The following is a 21,334-nucleotide window of genomic DNA, read 5'->3' on the forward strand; positions in this document are numbered from 1 at the left end:
TGGCGAACTTTCCCAGGGTATCCGCGCTCTCCGGGGTCGCGCCCTCGACCAGACTCACCTTGTTAATACCGGGTACGTTCGGGTCGACGAGCCGGGTCAAGATGTCGGTAAGGGCTTCAGACGTCGGCAGCGGGGTAGTCGGAGAGATGACGACCGTGCTCGACGTGGCGGGGGCCGCCGCGGGCATGGAGGAGGCGATTCGGGGTTGCTGATGCGACGAACATCCCGAGAGTCCGACCGCCGCCAGGATGGTGGCGGCGCTCAACGTTGCGGACAGGTGTCGGTGCATCCAGTCGATCAGGCCGGCTGGGGGGTCGGGGTGCGGCGTGAAGCGGGCGCCCGCCGTGCGGTCGGGCCAACGGGTGCAACTGAACTCACACCCGCGCTCGCTACGCCGGCATCGGCTGAGCCGACTAGGCCGGTGGCGAGGCTTTTTGCGGTCACGGCGGCCCTTTCGATCAGCGAGATTAGTGGCCGAGATTACCAGCGAGACGAAAATCTTAACTTTTCGTGGGTATTTGACTCCGCACATCATCGGTCAATCGCCGGTAGCTTTGAAGTATCCACCGCGCCAATTCGGTGTGGGAAAGGAGCGCAACATGGGTGGCTCAGAGCGTTCTGAATCATTCGGTACCCCCCGCGAGTCAGGCATGTCCCCCGGCGATGCTGCCGAATTGGAAGAATTACGCCGCGAGGCAGCGCTGCTGCGCGAGCAACTCGAGCATGCAGCCGGGGCGCAAGGCGCCCGCGCTGCGCGCGATGTGCACCAACTCGAGGCCCGTATCGACTCGCTGGCGGCCCGCAACTCGAAGTTGATGGAGACGCTCAAAGAGGCGCGCCAGCAACTGCTGGCGTTGCGCGAGGAGGTCGATCGGCTCGGGCAGCCGCCGAGTGGTTACGGCGTGTTGCTGGGAGCGCACGAGGACGACACGGTCGACGTGTTCACCTCGGGTCGCAAGATGCGCCTGACCTGCTCGCCGAACATCGACGTCGCGTCGTTGCGCAAGGGCCAGACGGTTCGCCTCAACGAGGCGCTCACCGTGGTCGAGGCCGGCACCTACGAATCGGTCGGCGAGATCTCCACGTTGCGTGAGCTGTTGGCCGACGGGCACCGCGCGTTGGTCGTCGGTCACGCCGACGAGGAGCGCATCGTGTGGCTCGCCGAACCGCTGGTGGCCGAGGACCTGCCGGAGGGCCACCCCGACGCGCTCAACGACGACACCAGGCCGCGCAAGCTGCGCCCGGGCGACTCGTTGCTGGTCGACACCAAGGCGGGCTACGCGTTCGAGCGCATCCCCAAGGCCGAGGTCGAAGACCTGGTTCTGGAAGAGGTGCCCGACGTCAGTTACCAGGACATCGGTGGCCTGACCCGCCAGATCGAGCAGATCCGCGACGCCGTGGAGCTGCCCTTCCTGCACAAGGAGCTGTATCGGGAGTACGCGCTGCGCCCACCCAAGGGTGTGCTGCTGTACGGCCCGCCCGGCTGTGGGAAGACGTTGATCGCCAAGGCGGTGGCGAACTCACTCGCCAAGAAGATGGCCGAGGTGCGTGGCGACGACGCGCGCGAGGCGAAGTCCTACTTCCTCAACATCAAGGGCCCGGAGCTGCTGAACAAGTTCGTCGGCGAGACCGAGCGGCACATCCGGCTGATCTTCCAGCGGGCGCGGGAGAAGGCGTCCGAGGGAACACCGGTGATCGTGTTCTTCGACGAGATGGACTCGATCTTCCGCACCCGCGGCACCGGGGTCTCCTCCGACGTCGAGACCACAGTGGTCCCGCAGCTGCTGAGTGAGATCGACGGGGTGGAGGGGCTCGAGAACGTCATCGTGATCGGCGCCTCCAACCGTGAGGACATGATCGACCCCGCGATCCTGCGGCCCGGCCGCCTGGACGTGAAGATCAAGATCGAGCGGCCCGACGCCGAAGCGGCACAAGACATCTTCTCGAAGTACCTGGTCGAGACGCTGCCCGTGCATGCCGACGATCTCGCCGAGTTCGGGGGCGACCGTTCGGCCTGCATCCGGGCGATGATCGAAAAGGTCGTCGAGCGGATGTACGCCGAGATCGACGACAACCGGTTCCTGGAGGTCACCTACGCCAACGGTGACAAAGAAGTCATGTACTTCAAGGACTTCAACTCCGGGGCCATGATCCAGAACGTCGTCGACCGGGCGAAGAAGAACGCGATCAAGTCGGTGCTGGAGACCGGGCAACCGGGTCTGCGCATCCAGCATCTGCTCGACTCGATCGTCGACGAGTTCGCCGAGAACGAAGACTTGCCCAACACGACCAACCCCGATGACTGGGCGCGGATCTCGGGCAAGAAGGGCGAGCGGATCGTCTACATTCGCACGCTGGTCACCGGCAAGAGCTCGAGCGCGTCGCGGGCCATCGACACCGAATCCAACCTGGGCCAATACCTGTAGGGCTAAGCCGCGCCGACACTTGAACCGCGCACCTGACGCGCCGCATCGCGGCGCCGTGGTTCAGGTGTCGGCCCGGTGCCGTTGAAAGTCAGTCGGTCACCAGCGAATAGCTGTTGGTTAGATTGTCCTGCAGCACTTGGGCCGCCCGGGTCCTGGTGTCCACGCGCAGTTCGTCGGCGAGGACACGCGGCTGGTAGGTCCATCCCGCCGGCAAGTCGAGCCGGTCGGCGAGTCGCGGCAGGTCGGCCTGCGACAGGTTGGGGTCGGCGACCTGGCTCAAGGTCTGCATCACCCAGTGCTGTCCCTGGGGGTCGATGAGTTCGTAGATCTGTTGGCCGGCGTTGAAGACGAAGACCGTGTGGCGATTGACCTTGTTGGGGATGTAGGGCGCGGGATTCGTCGAGGACAACAGGACGGTGGCCTGCTGGATCATCTCGATTCCACCGAAGGTCTTCGTCACCTGGGGGCCTTGGGCTTCTTTTTCGATGGCGTTCATCAGCCAGTATCGCGGACCGTTGAGCAGCGCTGCGGCCACGCCGTTTTCGGCGGCGATGGCGTGCGGGTCGAGCGCGGACCACAATTCGGCGGGGCAGTCGTTGAGGGGAAAGCTGTTGTAGACCGTTGCCTGCGGGCCGGCCTCGCCGGCGGTTACCAGCAGCACCTCGCCGTAGCGCTTTCCGACCAGGTTGAGCGCGTGTTTACCGACGTGGTCGGATTCGGGGGCGGACACACGGTGAAGCTAGTCACTGCCGTCGGCGGCGTCAACAGCACGCGCGGACGGTGCGACGGCGCCGCGGTAGCGCTTGCGCGCGATCAGGGTGGTGTGCAGGTCCTCGATCAGCGGGTCCAGAAACGTGGAGCGGTACTCGGAGTCCCCGGCCGCTCGGGCGCTGATGTACATGAAGGTCAGCGCGCCGAGGAAGAGGCTCATGTGCACCAACGAATCCGGAACGGGCAGCGTGAATCCCAGGACGGTCGCGGTGCTCTTGTAGGTGTGGGTCCATTCGTTGAGCAGATCGGGGCTGAGCACGATCAGTCCCAGAATGAGGTAAATCGCGGCGGTCACCACCGCTACCACCAGGATTTGCGCCAGTTGGGAGGCGGCCAGAACGAAGACGACGTTGAGGCGTTCCGTCTTCTTCAGGGGTGCGCGGTCACGGGCGTCCGGCATGGCCGCGAACGGCGTGCCGGCGAGGTTCTCGGTCTCCTCGGGCAGGGCCGCCGTCGACTTCAGCATCGGCCGGACCCGTTCCACGGTGGCGGAGACGACGAAGGCGGCCGCGATGGAGACCAGGAACGCCATGGCCATCCCCAGCCGGTTTCCGCTGATCGTCGCGGCCATCAGCCAGACATAGGTGTTGAAGAACACCAACGCCGTCAGCAGCACGACCGGCAACGCGCGAACCGCCAGCGCGCCCACCATGGCGAAATGCGACAGCATCATTCGCACCGCCCAGCCGACCACCGAGCCGACGCCGAAGCCCGTGAGGATCAGCACGACGGCGACCACAGCGGCCTGCTGCGGCAGTTGCGCGGCGTCCCCCGTCGTCACTCCGACGCACGCCACGACCAGAACCGACGCGGTCGCTATTGCCGCGCGCACCCGCCCGTTCCGTGACCGGGAAACCAGCCAGCCCGCCAGCGCCATCAGCGGAACGCTGAGACCGACGATCGCCAGCACGGCCCATTCGGAAGTCGTTGGGGTTCCGGTGATTTCGACGTCGTGGCCGTCGGTGATCAGATACACCGGCAGGATGCTGCCCTGCAGGGTCGCGTACGCCGCCAGTATCGGCGCCGAGCGCGGCCAGAGCCGCCGCCACCGGGCGCGCCTCGTCAGCACTGACGGCAAACCCCGCTCCAGGAACCAGTTTTCGGCCGCGCCGCTCGCAGGGCCTCGGCGACTCGGCGTGTGGCGCAGAGTTACGTCCATGCCGGGTCACCCTACGGCGGGCAAGTCGCCCGCGCTGGTCGTTGAGCGACTGTGGGCATCCGCCTGTTGCACGCCCCGCCGCGCGGGGGGCATCGTCGCCGGGCTGGACCCGATCGCCCGGCTCCTCAACGCCCCGCCGCGCGGGGCGCATCGTCGCCGGGCTGGACCCGATCGCCCGGCTCCTCAACGCCCCGCCGCGCGGGGCGCATCGTCGCCGGGCCTACGCTTAGGCCATGCAACGGATTATCGGGACGGAGGTCGAGTACGGCATTTCATCACCGTCGGACCCGACGGCCAACCCGATCCTCACCTCGACCCAGGCGGTCCTGGCCTATGCCGCCGCCGCCGGCATTCAGCGCGCGAAACGCACCCGCTGGGACTACGAGGTGGAATCACCGCTGCGCGACGCCCGCGGTTTCGACCTGAGCCGTTCGGCCGGGCCGCCGCCGGTGGTCGACGCCGACGAGGTCGGCGCCGCCAACATGATTCTGACCAACGGGGCGCGGCTCTACGTCGACCACGCCCACCCCGAATACTCGGCGCCCGAGTGCACCGACCCGCTCGACGCGGTGATCTGGGACAAGGCCGGCGAGCGGGTCATGGAGGCCGCCGCCCGGCACGTCGCCAGCGTGCCCGGGGCCGCCAAGCTGCAGCTCTACAAGAACAACGTCGACGGCAAAGGCGCCTCCTACGGCGCGCACGAGAACTACCTGATGTCGCGGCAGACGCCGTTTTCGTCGATCATCGCCGGACTGACCCCTTTTCTGGTGTCCCGCCAGGTGGTGACCGGCTCCGGCCGCGTCGGCATCGGGCCCTCCGGGGATGAACCCGGCTTCCAGCTGTCCCAGCGCTCCGATTACATCGAGGTCGAGGTCGGCCTCGAAACCACGCTCAAGCGGGGCATCATCAACACCCGCGACGAACCGCACGCCGACGCCGACCGCTACCGCCGGCTGCATGTCATCATCGGCGACGCCAACCTCGCCGAGACCTCGACCTATCTGAAGCTGGGCACCACGGCGCTGGTGCTGGACTTGATCGAAGTCGGCCCGGAGCACGGGATCGACCTCAGCGATTTGGTGCTGGCCCGGCCGGTACATGCGGTCCATGCGATCAGCCGCGACCCGTCCCTGCGGGCCGCCGTGGCGCTGGCCGACGGTCGCGAATTGACCGCCCTTGCGTTGCAACGGATTTACCTGGACCGCGTGGCGAAGCTGGTCGACTGCCGCGATCCCGACCCCCGCGCGGCCGACATCGTGGAGACCTGGGCGAACGTGCTCGACCAACTCGAACGCGACCCGATGGAATGCGCCGAGGTGCTCGACTGGCCGGCCAAGCTGCGCCTGCTGGAGGGCTTCCGGCAGCGGGAGAACCTGAGCTGGTCGGCGCCGCGGCTGCACCTGGTCGATCTGCAGTACTCCGATGTCCGGCTGGACAAGGGCCTGTACAACCGGCTCGTCGCGCGTGGCTCGATGAAGCGTCTGGTCACCGAACACCAGGTGCTGGACGCCGTGGACAACCCGCCGACCGACACGCGCGCCTACTTCCGCGGTGAATGCCTGCGCAGGTTCGGAGCCGACATCGCCGCGGCCAGTTGGGACTCGGTGATCTTCGACCTGGGTGGCGATTCGCTGGTGCGGATCCCGACACTAGAGCCGCTGCGCGGCAGCAAGGCGCACGTCGGAGCACTGCTGGACTCGGTCGACAGCGCCGCCGAACTGGTGGAACAACTCACCAGCTAAGCCGGTTAAACCGGGGAACGTCGGGGTTGACCGGTAGGGTAGAGAAATATCAGCGGGGCAGTGTGGCTCAGGAACCAGGCAAGCCGCTGAACAAGTTCAGATGAAGCAGGAGGCCGGCGATGGCTCAGGAGCAGACCAAGCGTGGCGGTGGTGGCGGCGACGACGACGACTTCGCCGACAGCACGGCCGCGGGCCAGGAGCGCCGCGAGAAGCTAGCCGAGGACACCGACGATCTGCTCGACGAGATCGATGACGTCCTCGAGGAGAACGCTGAAGACTTCGTCCGGGCATACGTCCAAAAGGGCGGACAGTGACCTGGCCGTTCTCTGATCGCCTGTCCACTAACTCCGCACTCCCGGCAAATCCAGCCGTAGACCTGTCCTCGTTTGCTGACTTCCTGCGCCGCCAAGCGCCGGAACTACTTCCGGCGAGCCTCGGCGGGGCGCCAACCGGCGGGGCCGGCTCGCAGCTGCCGCACGGCACCACCATCGTCGCCCTGAAATATCCCGGCGGCGTCGTCATCGCCGGGGACCGTCGCTCCACCCAGGGCAACATGATCGCCGGCCGCGACGTGAAGAAGGTGTACGTCACCGACGACTACACCGCCACGGGTATCGCGGGCACCGCGGCCATCGCCGTCGAGTTCGCCCGCCTCTACGCGGTGGAACTCGAGCACTACGAGAAGCTCGAAGGCGTGCCGCTCACATTCGCCGGGAAGGTGAACCGGCTCGCGATCATGGTGCGCGGGAACCTGGCCGCCGCGATGCAGGGACTGGTGGCCCTGCCGCTGCTGGCGGGGTACGACATCGACGCGCCCGACCCCGAGGGCGCCGGCCGGATCGTCTCGTTCGACGCCGCCGGCGGCTGGAACGTGGAGGAAGAGGGCTATCAGTCGGTGGGTTCGGGGTCGATCTTCGCCAAGTCGTCGATCAAGAAGTTGTACTCGCGGGTGGTCGATGCCGATTCCGCGGTGCGGGTGGCCGTCGAGGCGCTGTACGACGCCGCCGATGACGATTCAGCGACCGGCGGACCCGACTTGGTTCGCGGCATCTACCCGACGGCGGTCACCATCGGTGCCGAAGGGGCGGCCGAGGTGCCCGAGCAGCGGATCGCCGAGCTGGCCCGCGAGGTCATCGAAAGCCGCTCGCGCGCAGACACTTTCGGCCCCGATGGCGGTGAGAAGTGAGCTTTCCTTATTTCATATCGCCCGAGCAGGCGATGCGCGAGCGCAGCGAGCTCGCACGCAAAGGCATCGCACGCGGCAAGAGCGTGGTCGCGCTGGTCTACGCCGGCGGCGTGCTGTTTGTGGCGGAGAACCCGTCGCGGTCCCTGCAGAAGATCAGCGAGCTCTACGACCGCGTGGGCTTCGCGGCCGCGGGCAAGTTCAACGAGTTCGACAACCTGCGGCGCGGCGGAATCCAGTTCGCCGACACCCGGGGCTACGCCTACGACCGCCGCGACGTGACGGGGCGACAGCTGGCCAACGTCTACGCGCAAACCCTGGGCACCATCTTCACCGAGCAGGCCAAGCCGTACGAGGTGGAGTTGTGCGTCGCCGAGGTCGCGCACTACGGCGAGACGAAACCGCCTGAGTTGTACCGCATCACCTACGACGGGTCGATCGCTGACGAGCCGCATTTCGTGGTGATGGGCGGGACGACGGAGCCGATCACGACCGCGCTCAAGGAGTCCTACGCCGAGAACGCCGACCTGCGCGACGCGACGCAGATCGCCGTGAAGGCGTTGCGGGCCGGCGGTTCGGACGGTTCCAACGGCGATCAGGTGTCTCCGGATGTGGGCAGCCTGGAGGTTGCCATCCTGGACGTCAACCGGCCGCGGCGGGCATTCCGGCGGATCAATCGTGCCACCCTGGAAAGCCTGCTGCACGAGGGGGATTCGAAGCAGCCGGACACCAACGGCGAAGCGCCGGAGTCGAACGGCGACTCCGCGGGCTGAAACCGGGCCACATCGATCGTGTTCGCTGAAGGCAGAACACCGAGGGCAACACGTGCGGTCCTGGAACCGCTGGTGTTCACGATGCTGGTGAGCCGTCCCGGGACGCGCTAGCGGGCCGCGCGAAACTCGTCGGGACGCGTAGGCGCGGCTTCCGCGCACTCCCGGTCGGACAACCAGTACCCTCGATTACGTGCAGCGACGAATTATGGGCATCGAGACCGAGTTCGGTGTCACCTGCACCTTCCATGGCCATCGCCGCCTGTCCCCGGATGAGGTTGCCCGTTATCTCTTCCGGCGCGTCGTGTCCTGGGGGCGCAGCTCCAACGTTTTCCTCCGCAACGGCGCCCGCCTGTATCTCGACGTGGGCAGCCACCCCGAGTACGCGACGGCCGAGTGCGACAGCCTGGTGCAGCTGGTCACCCACGACCGGGCCGGCGAATGGGTGCTGGAAGACCTGCTCATCGACGCCGAACAGCGGCTCGCCGACGAGGGCATCGGCGGCGACATCTACCTGTTCAAGAACAACACCGACTCGGCGGGCAACTCCTACGGCTGCCACGAGAACTACCTGATCGTGCGGGCCGGTGAGTTCTCCCGAATCTCGGACGTGCTGCTGCCGTTCCTGGTCACCCGCCAGCTGATCTGCGGGGCCGGCAAGGTGCTGCAAACCCCCAAGGCGGCGACGTTCTGCCTTTCCCAACGTGCCGAGCACATCTGGGAAGGCGTCTCATCGGCCACCACCCGCAGCCGCCCGATCATCAACACCCGCGACGAGCCGCACGCCGACGCCGAGAAGTACCGGCGGTTGCACGTGATCGTCGGCGACTCCAACATGTGCGAGACCACCACGATGCTCAAGGTGGGCACCGCCGCGCTGGTGCTGGAGATGATCGAGGCCGGCGTACCCTTCCGCGACTTCTCGCTGGACAACCCCATCCGCGCCATCCGCGAGGTCAGCCACGACGTCACCGGCCGGCGGCCGGTGCGGCTGGCGGGCGGGCGTCAGGCCAGCGCGCTGGACATCCAGCGCGAGTACTACAGCCGCGCCGTCGAGCACCTGCAGACCCGGGAGCCCAACGCCCAGATCGAGCAGGTCGTCGACCTGTGGGGACGTCAGCTCGACGCCGTCGAGAGCCAGGACTTCGCCAAGGTCGACACCGAAATCGACTGGGTGATCAAGCGCAAGCTGTTCCAGCGCTACCAGGACCGCTACGACATGGAGCTGTCCGACCCCAAGATCGCCCAGCTGGACCTGGCCTACCACGACATCAAGCGCGGGCGCGGTGTCTTCGACCTGCTGCAGCGCAAGGGCCTCGCGGCACGCGTCACCACCGACGAGGAGATCACGGAGGCGGTCGACCACCCGCCGCAGACCACCCGCGCCCGGCTGCGCGGGGAGTTCATCAGCGCCGCCCAGGCCGCGGGCCGCGACTTCACCGTCGACTGGGTGCACCTCAAGCTCAACGACCAGGCGCAGCGCACGGTGCTGTGCAAGGACCCGTTCCGTGCGGTCGACGAGCGGGTGAAGCGGCTGATCGCCAGCATGTAGCTCAACCGCTCACCATTGGTCGCACCCGTCACTCCAGCCCCACCGTGGCTGCCTGTGCCGGCGCCGCGAACGCGATAGCGCCGGCGCTATCAATTTTCCAGAGGATGGGGTGCTCACGAGCTCGTGACTGATGTGGCGATTGTTGATCCTGCGACTCGCCAGCCGGTGCAGGCGGGGGGCGAGCGCCAGCTATAACCTGGTGCGAATGGCGACCTCGAAAGTTGAGCGGTTGGTCAATCTCGTCATTGCGCTGCTGTCCACCCGCGGCTATATCAGCGCAGAGAAAATCAGGTCCAGCGTGGCCGGTTACGCGGACAGTCCCAGCGCCGAGGCGTTCTCCCGCATGTTCGAGCGCGACAAGAACGAGCTGCGCGATCTCGGCATCCCGCTCGAGGTCGGTAGGGCTTCGGCCATGGATCCCACCGAGGGTTACCGCATCAACCGCGACGCCTACTCGCTGCCGGCCGTCGAGCTGACCTCGGACGAGGCGGCCGCGGTCGCCGTCGCGACGCAACTGTGGGAGTCGCCCGAACTGATCACCGCCACGCAGGGTGCGTTGCTCAAGCTGCGCGCCGCCGGGGTGGACGTCGACCCGGACGCGCCGGTGGCCATCGCCTCGCCCGCCGGCGTGCCAGGGCTGCGCGGATCGGAAGAGGTGCTCGGAATCCTGTTGGCGGCCATCGACTCCCGGCAGGCGGTGCAGTTCCCGCACCGGCCGTCACGGGCCGAGCCGTACAGCGTGCGCACCGTGGAACCGTGGGGCGTCGTCACCCAGAAGGGCCGCTGGTATCTGGTGGGCCACGACCGCGACCGCGACGCCACCCGCACCTTCAGGCTGTCGCGGATCGGCGCGGAGGTCAGGCCGATCGGCGCGCCCGGGGCGGTCGTCGTGCCCGAGGATGTGGACCTGCGCCAGATCGTCGCCCGCACGGTGGCCGAGGTCCCGACCGGTGGGCAGGCGCGGGTATGGGTCGCCGACGGGCGGGCCACGGCGTTGCGGCGGGCCGGGAAACCCACCGGCACACGACAACTGGACGGCCGCGACGGAGAGGTAATCGAAATCGACATCGGATCGAGCGACCGGCTGGCTCGCGACATCGCCGGCTACGGCGCCGACGCCGTCGTCCTCGAGCCGCAGTCGCTGCGCGAGGACGTGCTGGCGCGGCTGCGCGCCCACGTCCAGGAGGTGGACCGCACGTGACTCCGATATCCACCCGATTGATCCGGCTGCTCAACATGGTGCCGTACTTCCAGGCCAATCCGCGTGTCACCCGGGCCAAGGCGGCCGCCGACCTCGGGGTATCCGCCAAGCAACTGGAAGAGGACCTCAACCAGCTGTGGATGTGCGGCCTGCCCGGCTACTACCCGGGTGACCTGATCGATTTCCAGTTCTCCGGCGACACCATCGAGGTGACGTTCTCCGCGGGCATCGACCGGCCGCTCAAGCTCACCTCGCCGGAGGCCACCGGCCTGCTGGTGGCGCTGCGGGCGCTCGCCGACATCCCGGGCGTCGTCGACCCGGAGGCGGCGCGCAGCGCGATCGCCAAGATCGAGGCCGCGGCCGGCGCCATCGGGCACGACGCCACCGGCTCGGCGGCAGCGGCCGACGAACGCGCGCCCGCGGAGAGCCGCGCGGCGGCCGCCGTCCGCGCGGCCGTGCAGCACAAACACGCGCTGGCCATCGACTATTACTCCGCGTCGCATGACACCCTGACCAGCCGGATCGTCGACCCCGTCCGGGTGCTGCTGATCGGCGGCCACAGCTACCTGGAGGCCTGGTCACGGGAAGCGGAAGGGGTGCGGCTTTTTCGCTTCGACCGGATCGTGGATGCGACCGAATTGGACGAGCCCGCGGCTCCGCCGGAACTGGCGCTGCAGGCGCCGCCGGACACCTCTCTGTTCGACGGCGACCCGTCACTGCCATCGGCCAAACTGCGGGTCGCGCCGTCGGCGTCCTGGATGTTCGAGTACTACCCGATGCGTGAGGTGCGGGAGTTGCCAGACGGATCCTGCGACGCGGTGATGACCTATGCCTCCGAGGACTGGATGACGCGCCTGGTGCTGGGCTTCGGGGCGGACGTGCGGGTGCTTGAACCCGACTCACTCGCACGACGTGTCCGGGATGCGGCGGCGGCCGCGTGCGAGTCCTATCAGGCGCTTACCCGCTGAGGCCACGGCGCGGGCGGCCCGGTGGACCGCCGCACTGCGGTAGCATCGGGTAGACGTCTGGAGGTAATCAAATTGGGCAGTCTTAGTCCGTGGCACTGGGCAATCCTCGCTGTGGTGGTGATCCTGCTTTTTGGTGCCAAGAAGCTCCCCGATGCAGCACGTTCGTTGGGCAAGTCGATGCGCATCTTCAAGTCTGAGCTGCGCGAAATGCAGACCGAGAACAAAGCGGAGTCGTCGGCCCTGGAGACGAAAAGCGCGACCGACAACGCCCCGTCCGCGGCGAACCCCACGCCCGTGCAGTCGCAGCGTGTCGACGCGCCGGCCGCCGAGCAGGGGCACTCCGAAGCACGCCCGGCGTAGCCCGCCGTCATCGTCGCGGTGCCCGCGCGCAACTGAACGAGCGTCGTGAAAGTTTTCAAGGTTTCAGCGCGCACTGCCGGCGTGCTGAAGCGCCTCAATCCGCGCAACAGGCGCAGCCGCACCAATCCCGACGCGACGATGTCGCTCGTCGATCACCTGACCGAGTTGCGCACCCGATTGCTGATCTCGCTGGCCGCGATCCTCATCACCACGATCTTCGGGTTCGTCTGGTACTCGCATTCGATCTTCGGCCTGGAGAGCCTCGGCGAATGGCTGCGCCACCCGTACTGCTCCCTGCCCCAATCGGCGCGCGCGAGCATCAGCGCCGACGGTCAATGCCGACTGCTGGCGACGGCGCCGTTCGACCAGTTCATGTTGCGGCTAAAGGTCGGGCTGACCGCGGGGGTGGTCCTGGCCTGTCCGGTGTGGTTCTACGAACTGTGGGCGTTCATCACCCCGGGGCTGTACCAGAAGGAGCGCCGCTTCGCGGTCGGATTCGTGGTCCCCGCCGCGGTGCTCTTCGTCACGGGTGCAGTGTTGGCGTACTTCGTGCTGTCCAAGGCGCTCGGCTTCTTGCTGACGGTCGGCAGCGACGTGCAGGTGACCGCGCTGTCCGGGGACCGGTATTTCGGGTTTCTGATCAACCTGCTGGTGGTGTTCGGGGTCAGCTTCGAGTTCCCGCTGCTGATCGTCATGCTCAACATGACCGGTGTGCTGCCATACGAGCGGCTCAAATCCTGGCGGCGCGGCCTGATTTTCGCGATGTTCGTGTTCGCGGCCGTTTTCACCCCAGGGTCAGACCCGTTTTCGATGACCGCCCTCGGCGTGGCGCTGTCGGTACTCCTCGAGTTCGCCATCCAGATCGCCCGCCTCCACGACAGGCGGAAGGCCAAGCGCGAAGCCCAGGCGGCGATCCCGGACGACGAGGCATCGGTGATCGAGACGCCCGCACCGATACACGAGCCGGCGCGGCAGCCGTCGTTCACCGCCGGCCAGCATGACGATGTCACCTAAACCGTCGGTGCCGCAGGACGTGACGGAACTCGTCGAGCTGACCCGGTTCACCGCGGAATTGCCCTTTGCGCTGGACGGCTTTCAGCAGCGGGCGTGCGCGGCGCTGGAACGAGGCCACGGCGTGCTGGTCTGCGCGCCGACCGGGGCCGGCAAAACGGTGGTGGGCGAATTCGCCGTACACCTGGCGCTGGCCGCCGGCGGCAAGTGCTTCTACACCACGCCGCTCAAGGCGCTGAGCAACCAGAAACACACCGACCTGACCGCGCGCTACGGCCGCGACCGGATCGGCCTGCTCACCGGCGACATGTCGGTGAATGCGGACGCTCCGGTGGTGGTGATGACCACCGAGGTGCTGCGCAACATGCTCTATGCCGATTCGCCCGCGCTGCAAGGGCTTTCCTACGTGGTGATGGATGAGGTGCATTTCCTGGCCGACCGGATGCGCGGCCCGGTATGGGAAGAAGTGATCCTGCACCTGCCCGACGAGGTGCGGGTGGTCAGCCTGTCGGCGACGGTGAGCAACGCCGAGGAATTCGGTGGCTGGATCCAAACGGTGCGGGGCGATACGACCGTGGTGGTCGACGAGCATCGGCCGGTGCCGCTGTGGCAACACGTCTTGGTGGGCAAGCGGCTTTTCGACCTGTTCGACTACCGAAACTCGGCGCCCGGCGAGCAACCCGCTGCCGGCTACGAGCCGCGCGTCAGCCCGGACCTGGTGCGCCACATCGCGCATCGCCGTGAAGCGGACCGGATGTCGGACTGGCAGCCGCGGAGAGGGCGCGGCGGACGCGGTGCGGCAGGCCGGCCGCGGTTCTACCGGCCGCCCGGCCGGGCGGCCGTGATCGCGACCCTGGACTCCGAGGGGCTGCTGCCGGCGATCACGTTCGTGTTCTCTCGCGCCGGCTGCGACGCCGCCGTCCAACAGTGCCTGCGCTCGCCGCTCCGGCTGACCACCGAGGAGGAGCGCGCGCAGATCGCCGAGGTGATCGAGCACCGGTGCGGCGATCTTGCCGACGCCGACCTGGCGGTGCTCGGCTACTACGAGTGGCGCGAGGGGCTGTTGCGTGGTCTGGCGGCCCACCACGCCGGGATGTTGCCGGTCTTTCGGCACACCGTCGAGGAGCTGTTCACCGCCGGCCTGGTCAAGGCGGTCTTCGCCACCGAGACCTTGGCGCTCGGCATCAACATGCCGGCCCGCACGGTGGTGCTCGAACGGCTGGTGAAGTTCAACGGCGAGCAGCACATGCCGCTGACGCCGGGGGAGTACACGCAGCTGACCGGGCGCGCCGGGCGGCGCGGCATCGACGTCGAGGGCCACGCGGTGGTGCTTTGGAACCCCGCCGAAGAAACCACCGAGCCATCAGCGGTTGCGGGCCTGGCGTCCACCCGGACGTTCCCCCTGCGCAGCTCCTTCGCCCCGTCGTACAACATGACGATCAACCTGGTGCAGCAGATGGGTCCCGAGCAGGCGCATCGGCTGCTGGAGCAGTCATTCGCCCAGTATCAGGCCGACCGCTCGGTCGTCGGCCTGGTCCGCGGTATCGAGCGCGGCAGCGCAATGCTCGGCGAGATCGCCGCCGAGTTGGGCGGGCGCCAGGCACCGATCCTCGACTATGCCCGGCTGCGTGCGCGCATCACCGAGATGGAGCGCGCGCAGTCGCGCGCGTCGCGCCTGCAGCGACGGCAGGCGGCCAGCGACGCGCTGGCGGCGCTGCGGCGCGGGGACATCATCAACATCACCCACGGCCGGCGCGGCGGGTTGGCAGTGGTGCTGGAATCGGCCCGCGACGGCGAAGATCCGCGTCCGTTGGTGCTCACCGAAAATCGCTGGGCCGGAAGGATTTCGACGGCCGACTACTCGGGAGCGGCGGCCCCGGTCGGTTCGATGCCGTTGCCCAAGCGGGTCGAGCATCGCCAACCACGGGTGCGGCGTGACCTGGCGTCGGCCCTGCGTTCGGCGGCGGCCGGACTGGTCGTTCCCGCCAGGCGTCGCAGCGGCCGCGGCGACCACGACGGCTTCCACGACCCCGAGTTGGCGTCGTTGCGTGAGGAGCTTCGTCGGCACCCGTCGCACAACAACCCCGGCCTGGACGCCCAAGTCCGGCAGGCCGAGCGCTACCTGCGGATTGAACGCGACAACGCCCAATTGGAGAAAAAGGTTGCCGCCGCGACCAATTCGCTGGCGCGGACGTTCGACCGGATCGTCGGCCTGCTCACCGAGCGTGGCTTCATTCAAGGCCCGGACACCGATCCCCGCGTTACCGACGACGGCCGGCTGCTGGCGCGCATCTACAGCGAGAGCGATCTCCTGGTCGCCGAATGCCTTCGCACCGGCGCGTGGGCCGATCTGAAGCCCGCCGAGCTGGCCGCGGTGGTCTCGGCGGTGCTGTACGAGAGCAGGGGTGGTGAGGGCCCGCGTGCGGCGTTCGCCGCCGAGGCGCCAACTCAGCGAGTGCGGCAGGCGCTGCAGCAAACGTCGCGGCTGTCGTATGTGTTGCGCGCCGACGAGCAGACGCACCGGATCGCGCCCAGTCGGGAGCCCGACGACGGTTTCGTCAACGTCATCTACCGCTGGGCCAAGACGGGCGACCTGGCCGCCGCGCTGGCGGCCGTCGACCCGGTCGGCAGCGGCTCGCCGCTGCTGGCGGGGGATTTCGTGCGCTGGTGCCGCCAGGTGCTAGACCTGTTGGACCAGGTTCGCAACGCCGCCCCGGATCCGGAGCTGCGGGCCACCGCGAAACGCGCCATCAATGACGTTCGGCGCGGCGTCGTCGCTGTTGACGCCGGGTAGGCTGAGCCGAAGCTACCGTAGATGCGGAAATCACAACGGCGATGATTCGTGCCAGGACACAAGGGGCTGAGGAGAGACGATGAGCGGACCGCAGGGACCGGAACAGCAGTGGCAACCGCCCGGCCAAGGTGGCGATAGCTCCTCCGAACCGACCCAGGTCGGTTCTCCCTGGCAGCAGCAGCCGGGCCAGGAGGCGACGTGGCAGGCCCCGGCGTACACGCCGCCCGCCGAGTACCCGCAGTACCAGCAGCCGACCGAACAGGCGTACCCGCAGCAATATCCGCAGCAGCCCGGCTATCAGCAGCCCGGGCAGTACGCGCAGCCTGGCCAGTACGCGCAGCCGGGGCAGTACGGGCAGCCCGGCCAGTATGGCCAGCCGGGGCAGTACGGGCAGCCCGGGCAGTATGGCCAGCCCGGGCAATATGGTCAGCCGGGGCAGTACGGTCAGCCGGGGCAGTACCCGCAGCAGTACCCGCTGTACGACCAGCAGCCGGCCAAGAAGCGGTCGGTCGGCCTGATCGCCGGCGTGGGTGGGGTGATCGCCTTCCTGCTCATCGCGGTCGTGCTGATACTCGGCTTCTGGCAGCCCGGGTTCTTCGTCACCACCAAGCTGGACGTCAATAAGGCGCAGACGGGTGTCCAGCAAGTCCTGTCCGACGAGACCAACGGCTACGGGGCCAAGAACGTCCAAAACGTCAAGTGCAACCACGGCCAGAACCCCACCGTCAAGAAGGGCGCCACGTTCGACTGCGACGTCAGCATCGATGGCGCCCCCAAGCACGTGACGGTGACCTTCCAGGACAACAAGGGCACCTACGAGGTCGGCCGCCCGCAGTAGCCGCTACGCCGGCAGCGCGTCGAGCGCTTTTTGCAACCGGGCTATCGAGGACCCGACGCCCAGTTTGGTCGCCAGCTTCGCGGTGCGTTGCGGGTCGTCGGCCGCCAGCGGTAGCGCGTCGGTCGGCGTCGACAGGCTGACGGGCGCGTCGGTGGCCACCCGCACCACCTGACCGGCGGCCTCGATGTAGTCGGCAGCGCCCAGCAGTTTCGAGCGCAAACCCTTGGCCATCTTCGATTTCGGGTCGTTGGCGGCCGCCAGGATCCGTTCCAGCGACCCGTGCTGAGCCAGCAGGGCCGCCGCGGTCTTCTCGCCGACACCCGGCACCCCCGGCAGGCCGTCGGACGGATCGCCGCGCATCAGCGCGAACTCCGCGTAGGCCGCCCCGGCCCGGTGCACCGGCACGCCATAGTGTTCGGCGACCTCAGTCGGTCCGAACAGGGTGGCTTTGGTCAGCCCGCGACCGAGGTAGAGCACCCGCACCGGGACCGGATCGTCGGACACCACCTGCAACAGATCGCGGTCGCCGCTGACTACCACCACCGGGTCACGGCGTTCGCGGGCGGCCAGCGTGCCGAGCACGTCGTCGGCCTCGAAACCTTCGGCGCCCGCGGTCGGGATTCCGAAGGCATCTAACAGCTCCATGATCATGTCGATCTGCGGTGTCAGGTCGTCCGGGACCTCCTCGACGTCGGGCTCGCCCTCGGGCTCTGGCACCGCGACGCGATGCGCCTTGTACGACGGGACGAGGTCCACCCGGAACTGCGGTCGCCAATCCAGGTCCAGGCACACCACCAGCCGGCTGGGGCGTTGCTGGTTGATCACCACGGCCATCGAGTCGATGAATCCGCGCACGGCGTTGACGGGCCGGCCGTCGGGGGAGGTGATCGAGGACGGCACCCCGAAATACGATCGGAACCACATGCTGGCCCCGTCGAGCAGCAATAGCGGCGCAGGCATGCGGCTATCCTGCCAGCGTCCTGGCGGCCGCGGTTAGCCTGGCGACGATGCGGCCGCAAGGCGGGGGAGGAGGCGCCCGGCAATCGAGCATTAGCCTGGCTGCCATGGATTCTCATCGGTTCGACGCCGAGGTGTATGCCCACCGGCTGGCGGCGGCCGCCGCCGCGACCGCCGGCGCGGGGTTGTCCGGGCTGGTGATAACCCCCGGGTACGACTTGCGCTACCTCGTTGGGTCGCGCGCTCAAACCCTTGAGCGGTTTACCGCGCTGTTGTTGCCGGCGTCCGGCGACCCGACGGTGGTCGTCCCGCGGCTCGAGCTGGCCTCGCTCAAGGGGTCGGCCATTGCGGAATTGGGGCTGGCGGTGCGGGATTGGGTCGACGGTGACGATCCTTACCAATTGGTCGGGGCGGCGTTCGGTGGTGGTCCCGCGGCAACCGCCGTCACCGATTCCATGCCGGCGCTGCACCTGCTGCCGCTGGCCGGTGTGCTTGGCGTGCTGCCAATCCTCGCCACCGACGTGATGCGTACGCTGCGGATGGTCAAGGAAAAATGCGAGATCAACGCCCTGCGCAAAGCCGGTGCTGCCATCGACCGGGTGCATGCCCGGGTGCCCGAGTTTCTGGTGCCCGGCCGGACCGAGGCCGACGTGGCCGGCGACATCGCGGAAGCGATTGTGGCCGAGGGGCATTCAGAGGTGGCGTTCATCATCGTCGGCTCCGGGCCGCATAGCGCCGACCCCCACCACGGCTATTCGGATCGCGAACTGCAAGTCGGTGACATCGTCGTCGTCGACATCGGCGGCGCCTACGAGCCCGGCTACCACTCGGACTCGACCCGCACCTACAGCATCGGTGAGCCGGATCCCGAAGTGGCGCAGCGGTATTCGGTGCTGCAGCGGGCGCAGCGCGCGGCCGTCGATGCAGTCCGTCCCGGCGTGACGGCCGAGCAGGTCGACGCCGCCGCCCGCGACGTGCTGGCCGACGCCGGGCTTGCGGAGGCTTTCGTGCACCGCACCGGGCACGGTATCGGGCTGTCGGTACACGAGGAGCCCTACATAGTCGCGGGCAATGGCATGCCGCTGGCCGCGGGCATGGCCTTCTCGATCGAGCCGGGCATCTACTTCCCGGGGCGGTGGGGCGCCCGAATCGAGGACATCGTCGTCGTGACCGAAGACGGCGTCGCGGCCGTAAACAATCGGCCGCACGACCTGATCGTGGTGCCCGCGTCCTAGCAACCGGGGCTCCTTGGCGCGTACGTTTGGCTTGATGTCACTTCTGGATTTGACTCTCCTTCCGATTCGCATCGCACGCCACATCGCCGACACGCTGGTGCATCCCGCCGCAACGGCGCCCGCACCAGCTGCTGAGCTCGTCGTAGTCGAAGGGATGCCCGAGGGGGCGCCGCCGGCGGCGCTGCGCCCAGAGCCGCAGCTTCCGGTGCCGTCGGGATGGCCATTCGGCGAGGAGTTTCCGCGCACCTGCGGTGCCGGCCGCATGGCCGGCGGTGCGCTGTTCTGGACCGATTTCATCTATGACGACCACGGCGCGACGGGCCTGCCCATCGGCGACCTGAAAATCCAGGCGCCGCCACGCGGCACCTACATCTATCCCGACGGGCCCGCGGCCCGCAACGGCGCCGACATCTTCCGTGTCGCGATCGGGCTGACCGCGACCCATACGTGGTGGCGGGTCGACTGGAACACGTTGCTGGGCGCGTCGGTCCCGATCGCGCTGTTCACCTTCGACACCGGCCCGGGCCGGACCGGGCCGGAGCACTGGCCCGCCGGGGCGGGCGTGCGCTCGGCCGGCATCGACATGGCCCTGCGGGTGTCGGGCAGTGGCGCCGCGCTGATCGACCTGACCACCCAGGCGACGACACCCGTACAGCACAGCGTCGACATGGCATCGCGAACGTTTCTGGCGCAGGTGCCGCGCACCCTGCTGGAGCCGACCGGCAGTTGGACGGTGCGGCTGGCAGCGGGGCTGGCCAACGCGGCAGGTGACGGATTCGCCGACGTGCCCGCCGAGCATGGCGCGCTGCCCGGGCAACCCAACGTGTACAACGTGGCGTTTCGCACCCATGACCAAGAGCTCCCGCGCCTGAACTTCTGGTCGGACGCGGCCCAGGCCGCGGCCTTGACCAGCGGTGACGTGTCCGAGTTTGCGTTGAGCGTCCCCTGGGACGAGCTGGCGGCGCGCGAAACCACCCCCGAGCCGGTGATCACCGGCCCGTCGACGCGGTGGTATGTGTCCTCGATCGAGCTGGGACAAGGCGTCGCCTCCGACAACATTTTGAGCACCAAGCCACAGTTCCTCGGTCGGGTTCAGCCCTATTCCGTGTGCCTGCCGTCGACGTACGCCCCGGGCCGGAAGCTGCCTTTGACATTACTGCTGCATTCGCTTGCGTTGGGGCAGAGCCAGTTTGCCGCGATCGACCCGCGCCTGCTGCACGAGGTGTGCGAGACACGCGGCTCAGTGGTGATCACACCGCTGGCCCGCGGCCCGTCCACCTGGTACTTCGACACCGGTGAGCTCGACGTCTGGGAGGTGTGGGCGCGCGTTGCCGAACAGCTGGGCACCGACCCCAACCGCACGGTGATCTCGGGTTATTCGATGGGCGGTTATGCGGCGTACAAACTCGGATTGAGTTATCCGGAGGTATTTTCGCAGGCGGTCGTGCTGGCCGGCCCGCCGACGTGCGGGGTGCGGCTGGTTCACGACGTCGACATTCCGGCCGACCTCGACCCGAACTCACCGTGCGCCCGTGAGGGCGACACCTGGAAGCTGTTGGTGAACGCTCGCTGGCTGCCCTACGTCATCGCCCACGGCGGCGCCGACGAGCTCGTCCCGTTCCCGTCCGCCTTCGAGCAGTCGCTCGAACTCGACCGGCTCGGCTACCGTCATCGGTTCACCGTCTACCCGGCCGAGGATCACATCGTCTTTGTGCTGCAGGACAAGTTCGAAGACGCGGTTGCCCACATGGGAACCGGCCTGCGACAAGCTGATCCGGGGCACATCACGTTCGTGTGGCATCCGCAACTGGTGCGCGACGACCTGGGTATCGGGCCGCATCAGGTGTGGTGGCTGTCGGGCCTGACCGCGGACCCCGCTGTGACCGCGCGGCGCGGGGCCGTTGCCGAAGTAGACGCGCGTTCGTACGCGCGCCCTGACCCGACGCACACCCTGCGGCGCCGTCGCGGCTTCATTTGGGACTTCAACCCCACCCCGGGTGTGTACTGCGAATTGGATTGGCGCGTAGGCGCGCCTGTACACCCGCTGCCGTATCTCACACTGCGACTCGTCGGCGTCGCAGGGATCACGGTGGATGTCAAGCGCGCCGGACTTGCCGCGTTACCGGAGTCGACGATCACTGTGGCCAACGATTCCACTGCGCGGATCACGCTCACTGGCCTGCCTGCCGGCGCCGTCGTGCAACTCGACGGTCAGCCGGCCGAACCGACTATGACAATGTCGGCAGGTCGGCACCGCATCGCGTTGGCCGTGCGGGCTGTTGATGAATGAGTTGTAGCTGCTAGTGGCCGCGGCTAGCTTGGCATAGCCATCATTGGGTGAATAGCGTGCGCGCGGGGTCTCGACAA

Annotated in this window: 17 protein-coding genes and 1 pseudogene; 14 read left to right on the forward strand and 4 right to left on the reverse strand. The window is 67.9% G+C overall.

Features of this window, described 5'->3' with window-relative positions:
- A pseudogene (locus A5678_RS17710) lies at positions 1–289 on the reverse strand (hypothetical protein); the annotation flags it as partial.
- A 310-nt stretch (positions 290–599) separates the two neighbouring features.
- Here A5678_RS17710 and arc point away from each other — a divergent pair.
- Positions 600–2,426: a proteasome ATPase gene (arc, locus tag A5678_RS17715; RefSeq protein ID WP_068044707.1), complete on the forward strand. Its 1,827-nt coding sequence runs from the start codon at positions 600–602 to the stop codon at positions 2,424–2,426.
- Between the two features lie 88 nt (positions 2,427–2,514).
- Here the strand turns inward: arc and A5678_RS17720 are convergent, their stop codons facing one another.
- On the reverse strand, positions 2,515–3,156 hold the full coding sequence (locus tag A5678_RS17720) for a hypothetical protein (protein ID WP_068044656.1): 642 nt from the start codon (positions 3,154–3,156) through the stop codon (positions 2,515–2,517).
- 9 nt (positions 3,157–3,165) lie between these two features.
- Positions 3,166–4,356, reverse strand: coding sequence for a hypothetical protein (locus A5678_RS17725; protein ID WP_082945603.1), 1,191 nt, complete (start codon positions 4,354–4,356; stop codon positions 3,166–3,168).
- A gap of 233 nt (positions 4,357–4,589) precedes the next feature.
- On the opposite strand from A5678_RS17725, the gene dop reads away from it, so the two are divergent.
- The 11 genes from dop (at position 4,590) to A5678_RS17780 (ending at position 16,775) form a co-directional block, all read left to right on the forward strand.
- A complete protein-coding gene (gene dop / locus A5678_RS17730; protein WP_068044661.1) occupies positions 4,590–6,098 on the forward strand; it encodes a pup deamidase/depupylase in 1,509 nt (502 codons plus the stop codon).
- 119 nt (positions 6,099–6,217) lie between these two features.
- Complete coding sequence (locus tag A5678_RS17735) at positions 6,218–6,412, forward strand: ubiquitin-like protein Pup (protein ID WP_007170369.1); 195 nt, start codon at positions 6,218–6,220, stop codon at positions 6,410–6,412.
- Positions 6,409–7,284 carry a proteasome subunit beta gene (gene prcB, locus A5678_RS17740; RefSeq protein ID WP_068044663.1) on the forward strand — a complete coding sequence of 292 codons (876 nt, stop codon included), beginning with the start codon at positions 6,409–6,411 and terminating at the stop codon, positions 7,282–7,284. Before A5678_RS17735 ends, prcB begins: the two co-directional genes overlap by 4 nt.
- The gene (gene prcA, locus A5678_RS17745) at positions 7,281–8,054 is read left to right on the forward strand and encodes a proteasome subunit alpha (protein WP_068044664.1); all 774 of its coding nucleotides are present in this window, start codon (positions 7,281–7,283) and stop codon (positions 8,052–8,054) included. The genes prcB and prcA overlap by 4 nt, the downstream gene beginning before the upstream one ends.
- Before the next feature lie 190 nt (positions 8,055–8,244).
- The gene (pafA, locus tag A5678_RS17750) at positions 8,245–9,603 is read left to right on the forward strand and encodes a Pup--protein ligase (RefSeq protein WP_156746962.1); all 1,359 of its coding nucleotides are present in this window, start codon (positions 8,245–8,247) and stop codon (positions 9,601–9,603) included.
- 205 nt (positions 9,604–9,808) lie between these two features.
- Complete coding sequence (locus tag A5678_RS17755; protein ID WP_068044668.1) at positions 9,809–10,804, forward strand: YafY family protein; 996 nt, start codon at positions 9,809–9,811, stop codon at positions 10,802–10,804.
- Entirely contained in the window at positions 10,801–11,772 is a 972-nt protein-coding gene (locus tag A5678_RS17760) for a YafY family protein (RefSeq protein WP_068044669.1), read from the forward strand. The genes A5678_RS17755 and A5678_RS17760 overlap by 4 nt, the downstream gene beginning before the upstream one ends.
- 72 nt (positions 11,773–11,844) lie before the next feature.
- Positions 11,845–12,132, forward strand: a complete 288-nt coding sequence (gene tatA, locus A5678_RS17765) for a Sec-independent protein translocase subunit TatA (protein WP_068044671.1) — start codon at positions 11,845–11,847, stop codon at positions 12,130–12,132.
- 45 nt (positions 12,133–12,177) lie between these two features.
- Positions 12,178–13,146, forward strand: a complete 969-nt coding sequence (tatC, locus tag A5678_RS17770; protein ID WP_156746963.1) for a twin-arginine translocase subunit TatC — start codon at positions 12,178–12,180, stop codon at positions 13,144–13,146.
- A 19-nt stretch (positions 13,147–13,165) separates the two neighbouring features.
- The gene (locus tag A5678_RS17775; protein WP_068044711.1) at positions 13,166–15,937 is read left to right on the forward strand and encodes an RNA helicase; all 2,772 of its coding nucleotides are present in this window, start codon (positions 13,166–13,168) and stop codon (positions 15,935–15,937) included.
- A 79-nt stretch (positions 15,938–16,016) separates the two neighbouring features.
- On the forward strand, positions 16,017–16,775 hold the full coding sequence (locus A5678_RS17780) for a DUF4333 domain-containing protein (protein ID WP_068044673.1): 759 nt from the start codon (positions 16,017–16,019) through the stop codon (positions 16,773–16,775).
- A gap of 3 nt (positions 16,776–16,778) precedes the next feature.
- Here the strand turns inward: A5678_RS17780 and A5678_RS17785 are convergent, their stop codons facing one another.
- The gene (locus tag A5678_RS17785; RefSeq protein WP_068044675.1) at positions 16,779–17,735 is read right to left on the reverse strand and encodes a 5'-3' exonuclease; all 957 of its coding nucleotides are present in this window, start codon (positions 17,733–17,735) and stop codon (positions 16,779–16,781) included.
- Positions 17,736–17,839: 104 nt separating this feature from the next.
- Between A5678_RS17785 and A5678_RS17790 the strand changes: the two genes are divergently transcribed.
- Together A5678_RS17790 and A5678_RS17795 are read left to right on the forward strand one after the other, a co-directional pair.
- Positions 17,840–18,967, forward strand: coding sequence for a Xaa-Pro peptidase family protein (locus A5678_RS17790; protein WP_068044677.1), 1,128 nt, complete (start codon positions 17,840–17,842; stop codon positions 18,965–18,967).
- 34 nt (positions 18,968–19,001) lie between these two features.
- A complete protein-coding gene (locus A5678_RS17795) occupies positions 19,002–21,257 on the forward strand; it encodes a prolyl oligopeptidase family serine peptidase (protein ID WP_068044679.1) in 2,256 nt (751 codons plus the stop codon).
- Positions 21,258–21,334 lie beyond the last annotated feature (77 nt).

This window comes from Mycobacterium sp. E2733 (genome assembly GCF_001667585.1).
Classification (GTDB): domain Bacteria; phylum Actinomycetota; class Actinomycetes; order Mycobacteriales; family Mycobacteriaceae; genus Mycobacterium.

Coding starts and splice junctions, on each gene's coding strand:
- A5678_RS17735 (WP_007170369.1), top strand. CDS start 6,218: ATGGCTCAGGAGCAGACCAAGCGTGGCGGTGGTGGCGGCGACGACGAC.
- A5678_RS17785 (WP_068044675.1), bottom strand. CDS start 17,735: ATGCCTGCGCCGCTATTGCTGCTCGACGGGGCCAGCATGTGGTTCCGA.
- A5678_RS17755 (WP_068044668.1), top strand. CDS start 9,809: ATGGCGACCTCGAAAGTTGAGCGGTTGGTCAATCTCGTCATTGCGCTG.
- A5678_RS17780 (WP_068044673.1), top strand. CDS start 16,017: ATGAGCGGACCGCAGGGACCGGAACAGCAGTGGCAACCGCCCGGCCAA.
- arc (WP_068044707.1), top strand. CDS start 600: ATGGGTGGCTCAGAGCGTTCTGAATCATTCGGTACCCCCCGCGAGTCA.
- A5678_RS17790 (WP_068044677.1), top strand. CDS start 17,840: ATGGATTCTCATCGGTTCGACGCCGAGGTGTATGCCCACCGGCTGGCG.
- A5678_RS17725 (WP_082945603.1), bottom strand. CDS start 4,356: ATGGACGTAACTCTGCGCCACACGCCGAGTCGCCGAGGCCCTGCGAGC.
- dop (WP_068044661.1), top strand. CDS start 4,590: ATGCAACGGATTATCGGGACGGAGGTCGAGTACGGCATTTCATCACCG.
- A5678_RS17795 (WP_068044679.1), top strand. CDS start 19,002: ATGTCACTTCTGGATTTGACTCTCCTTCCGATTCGCATCGCACGCCAC.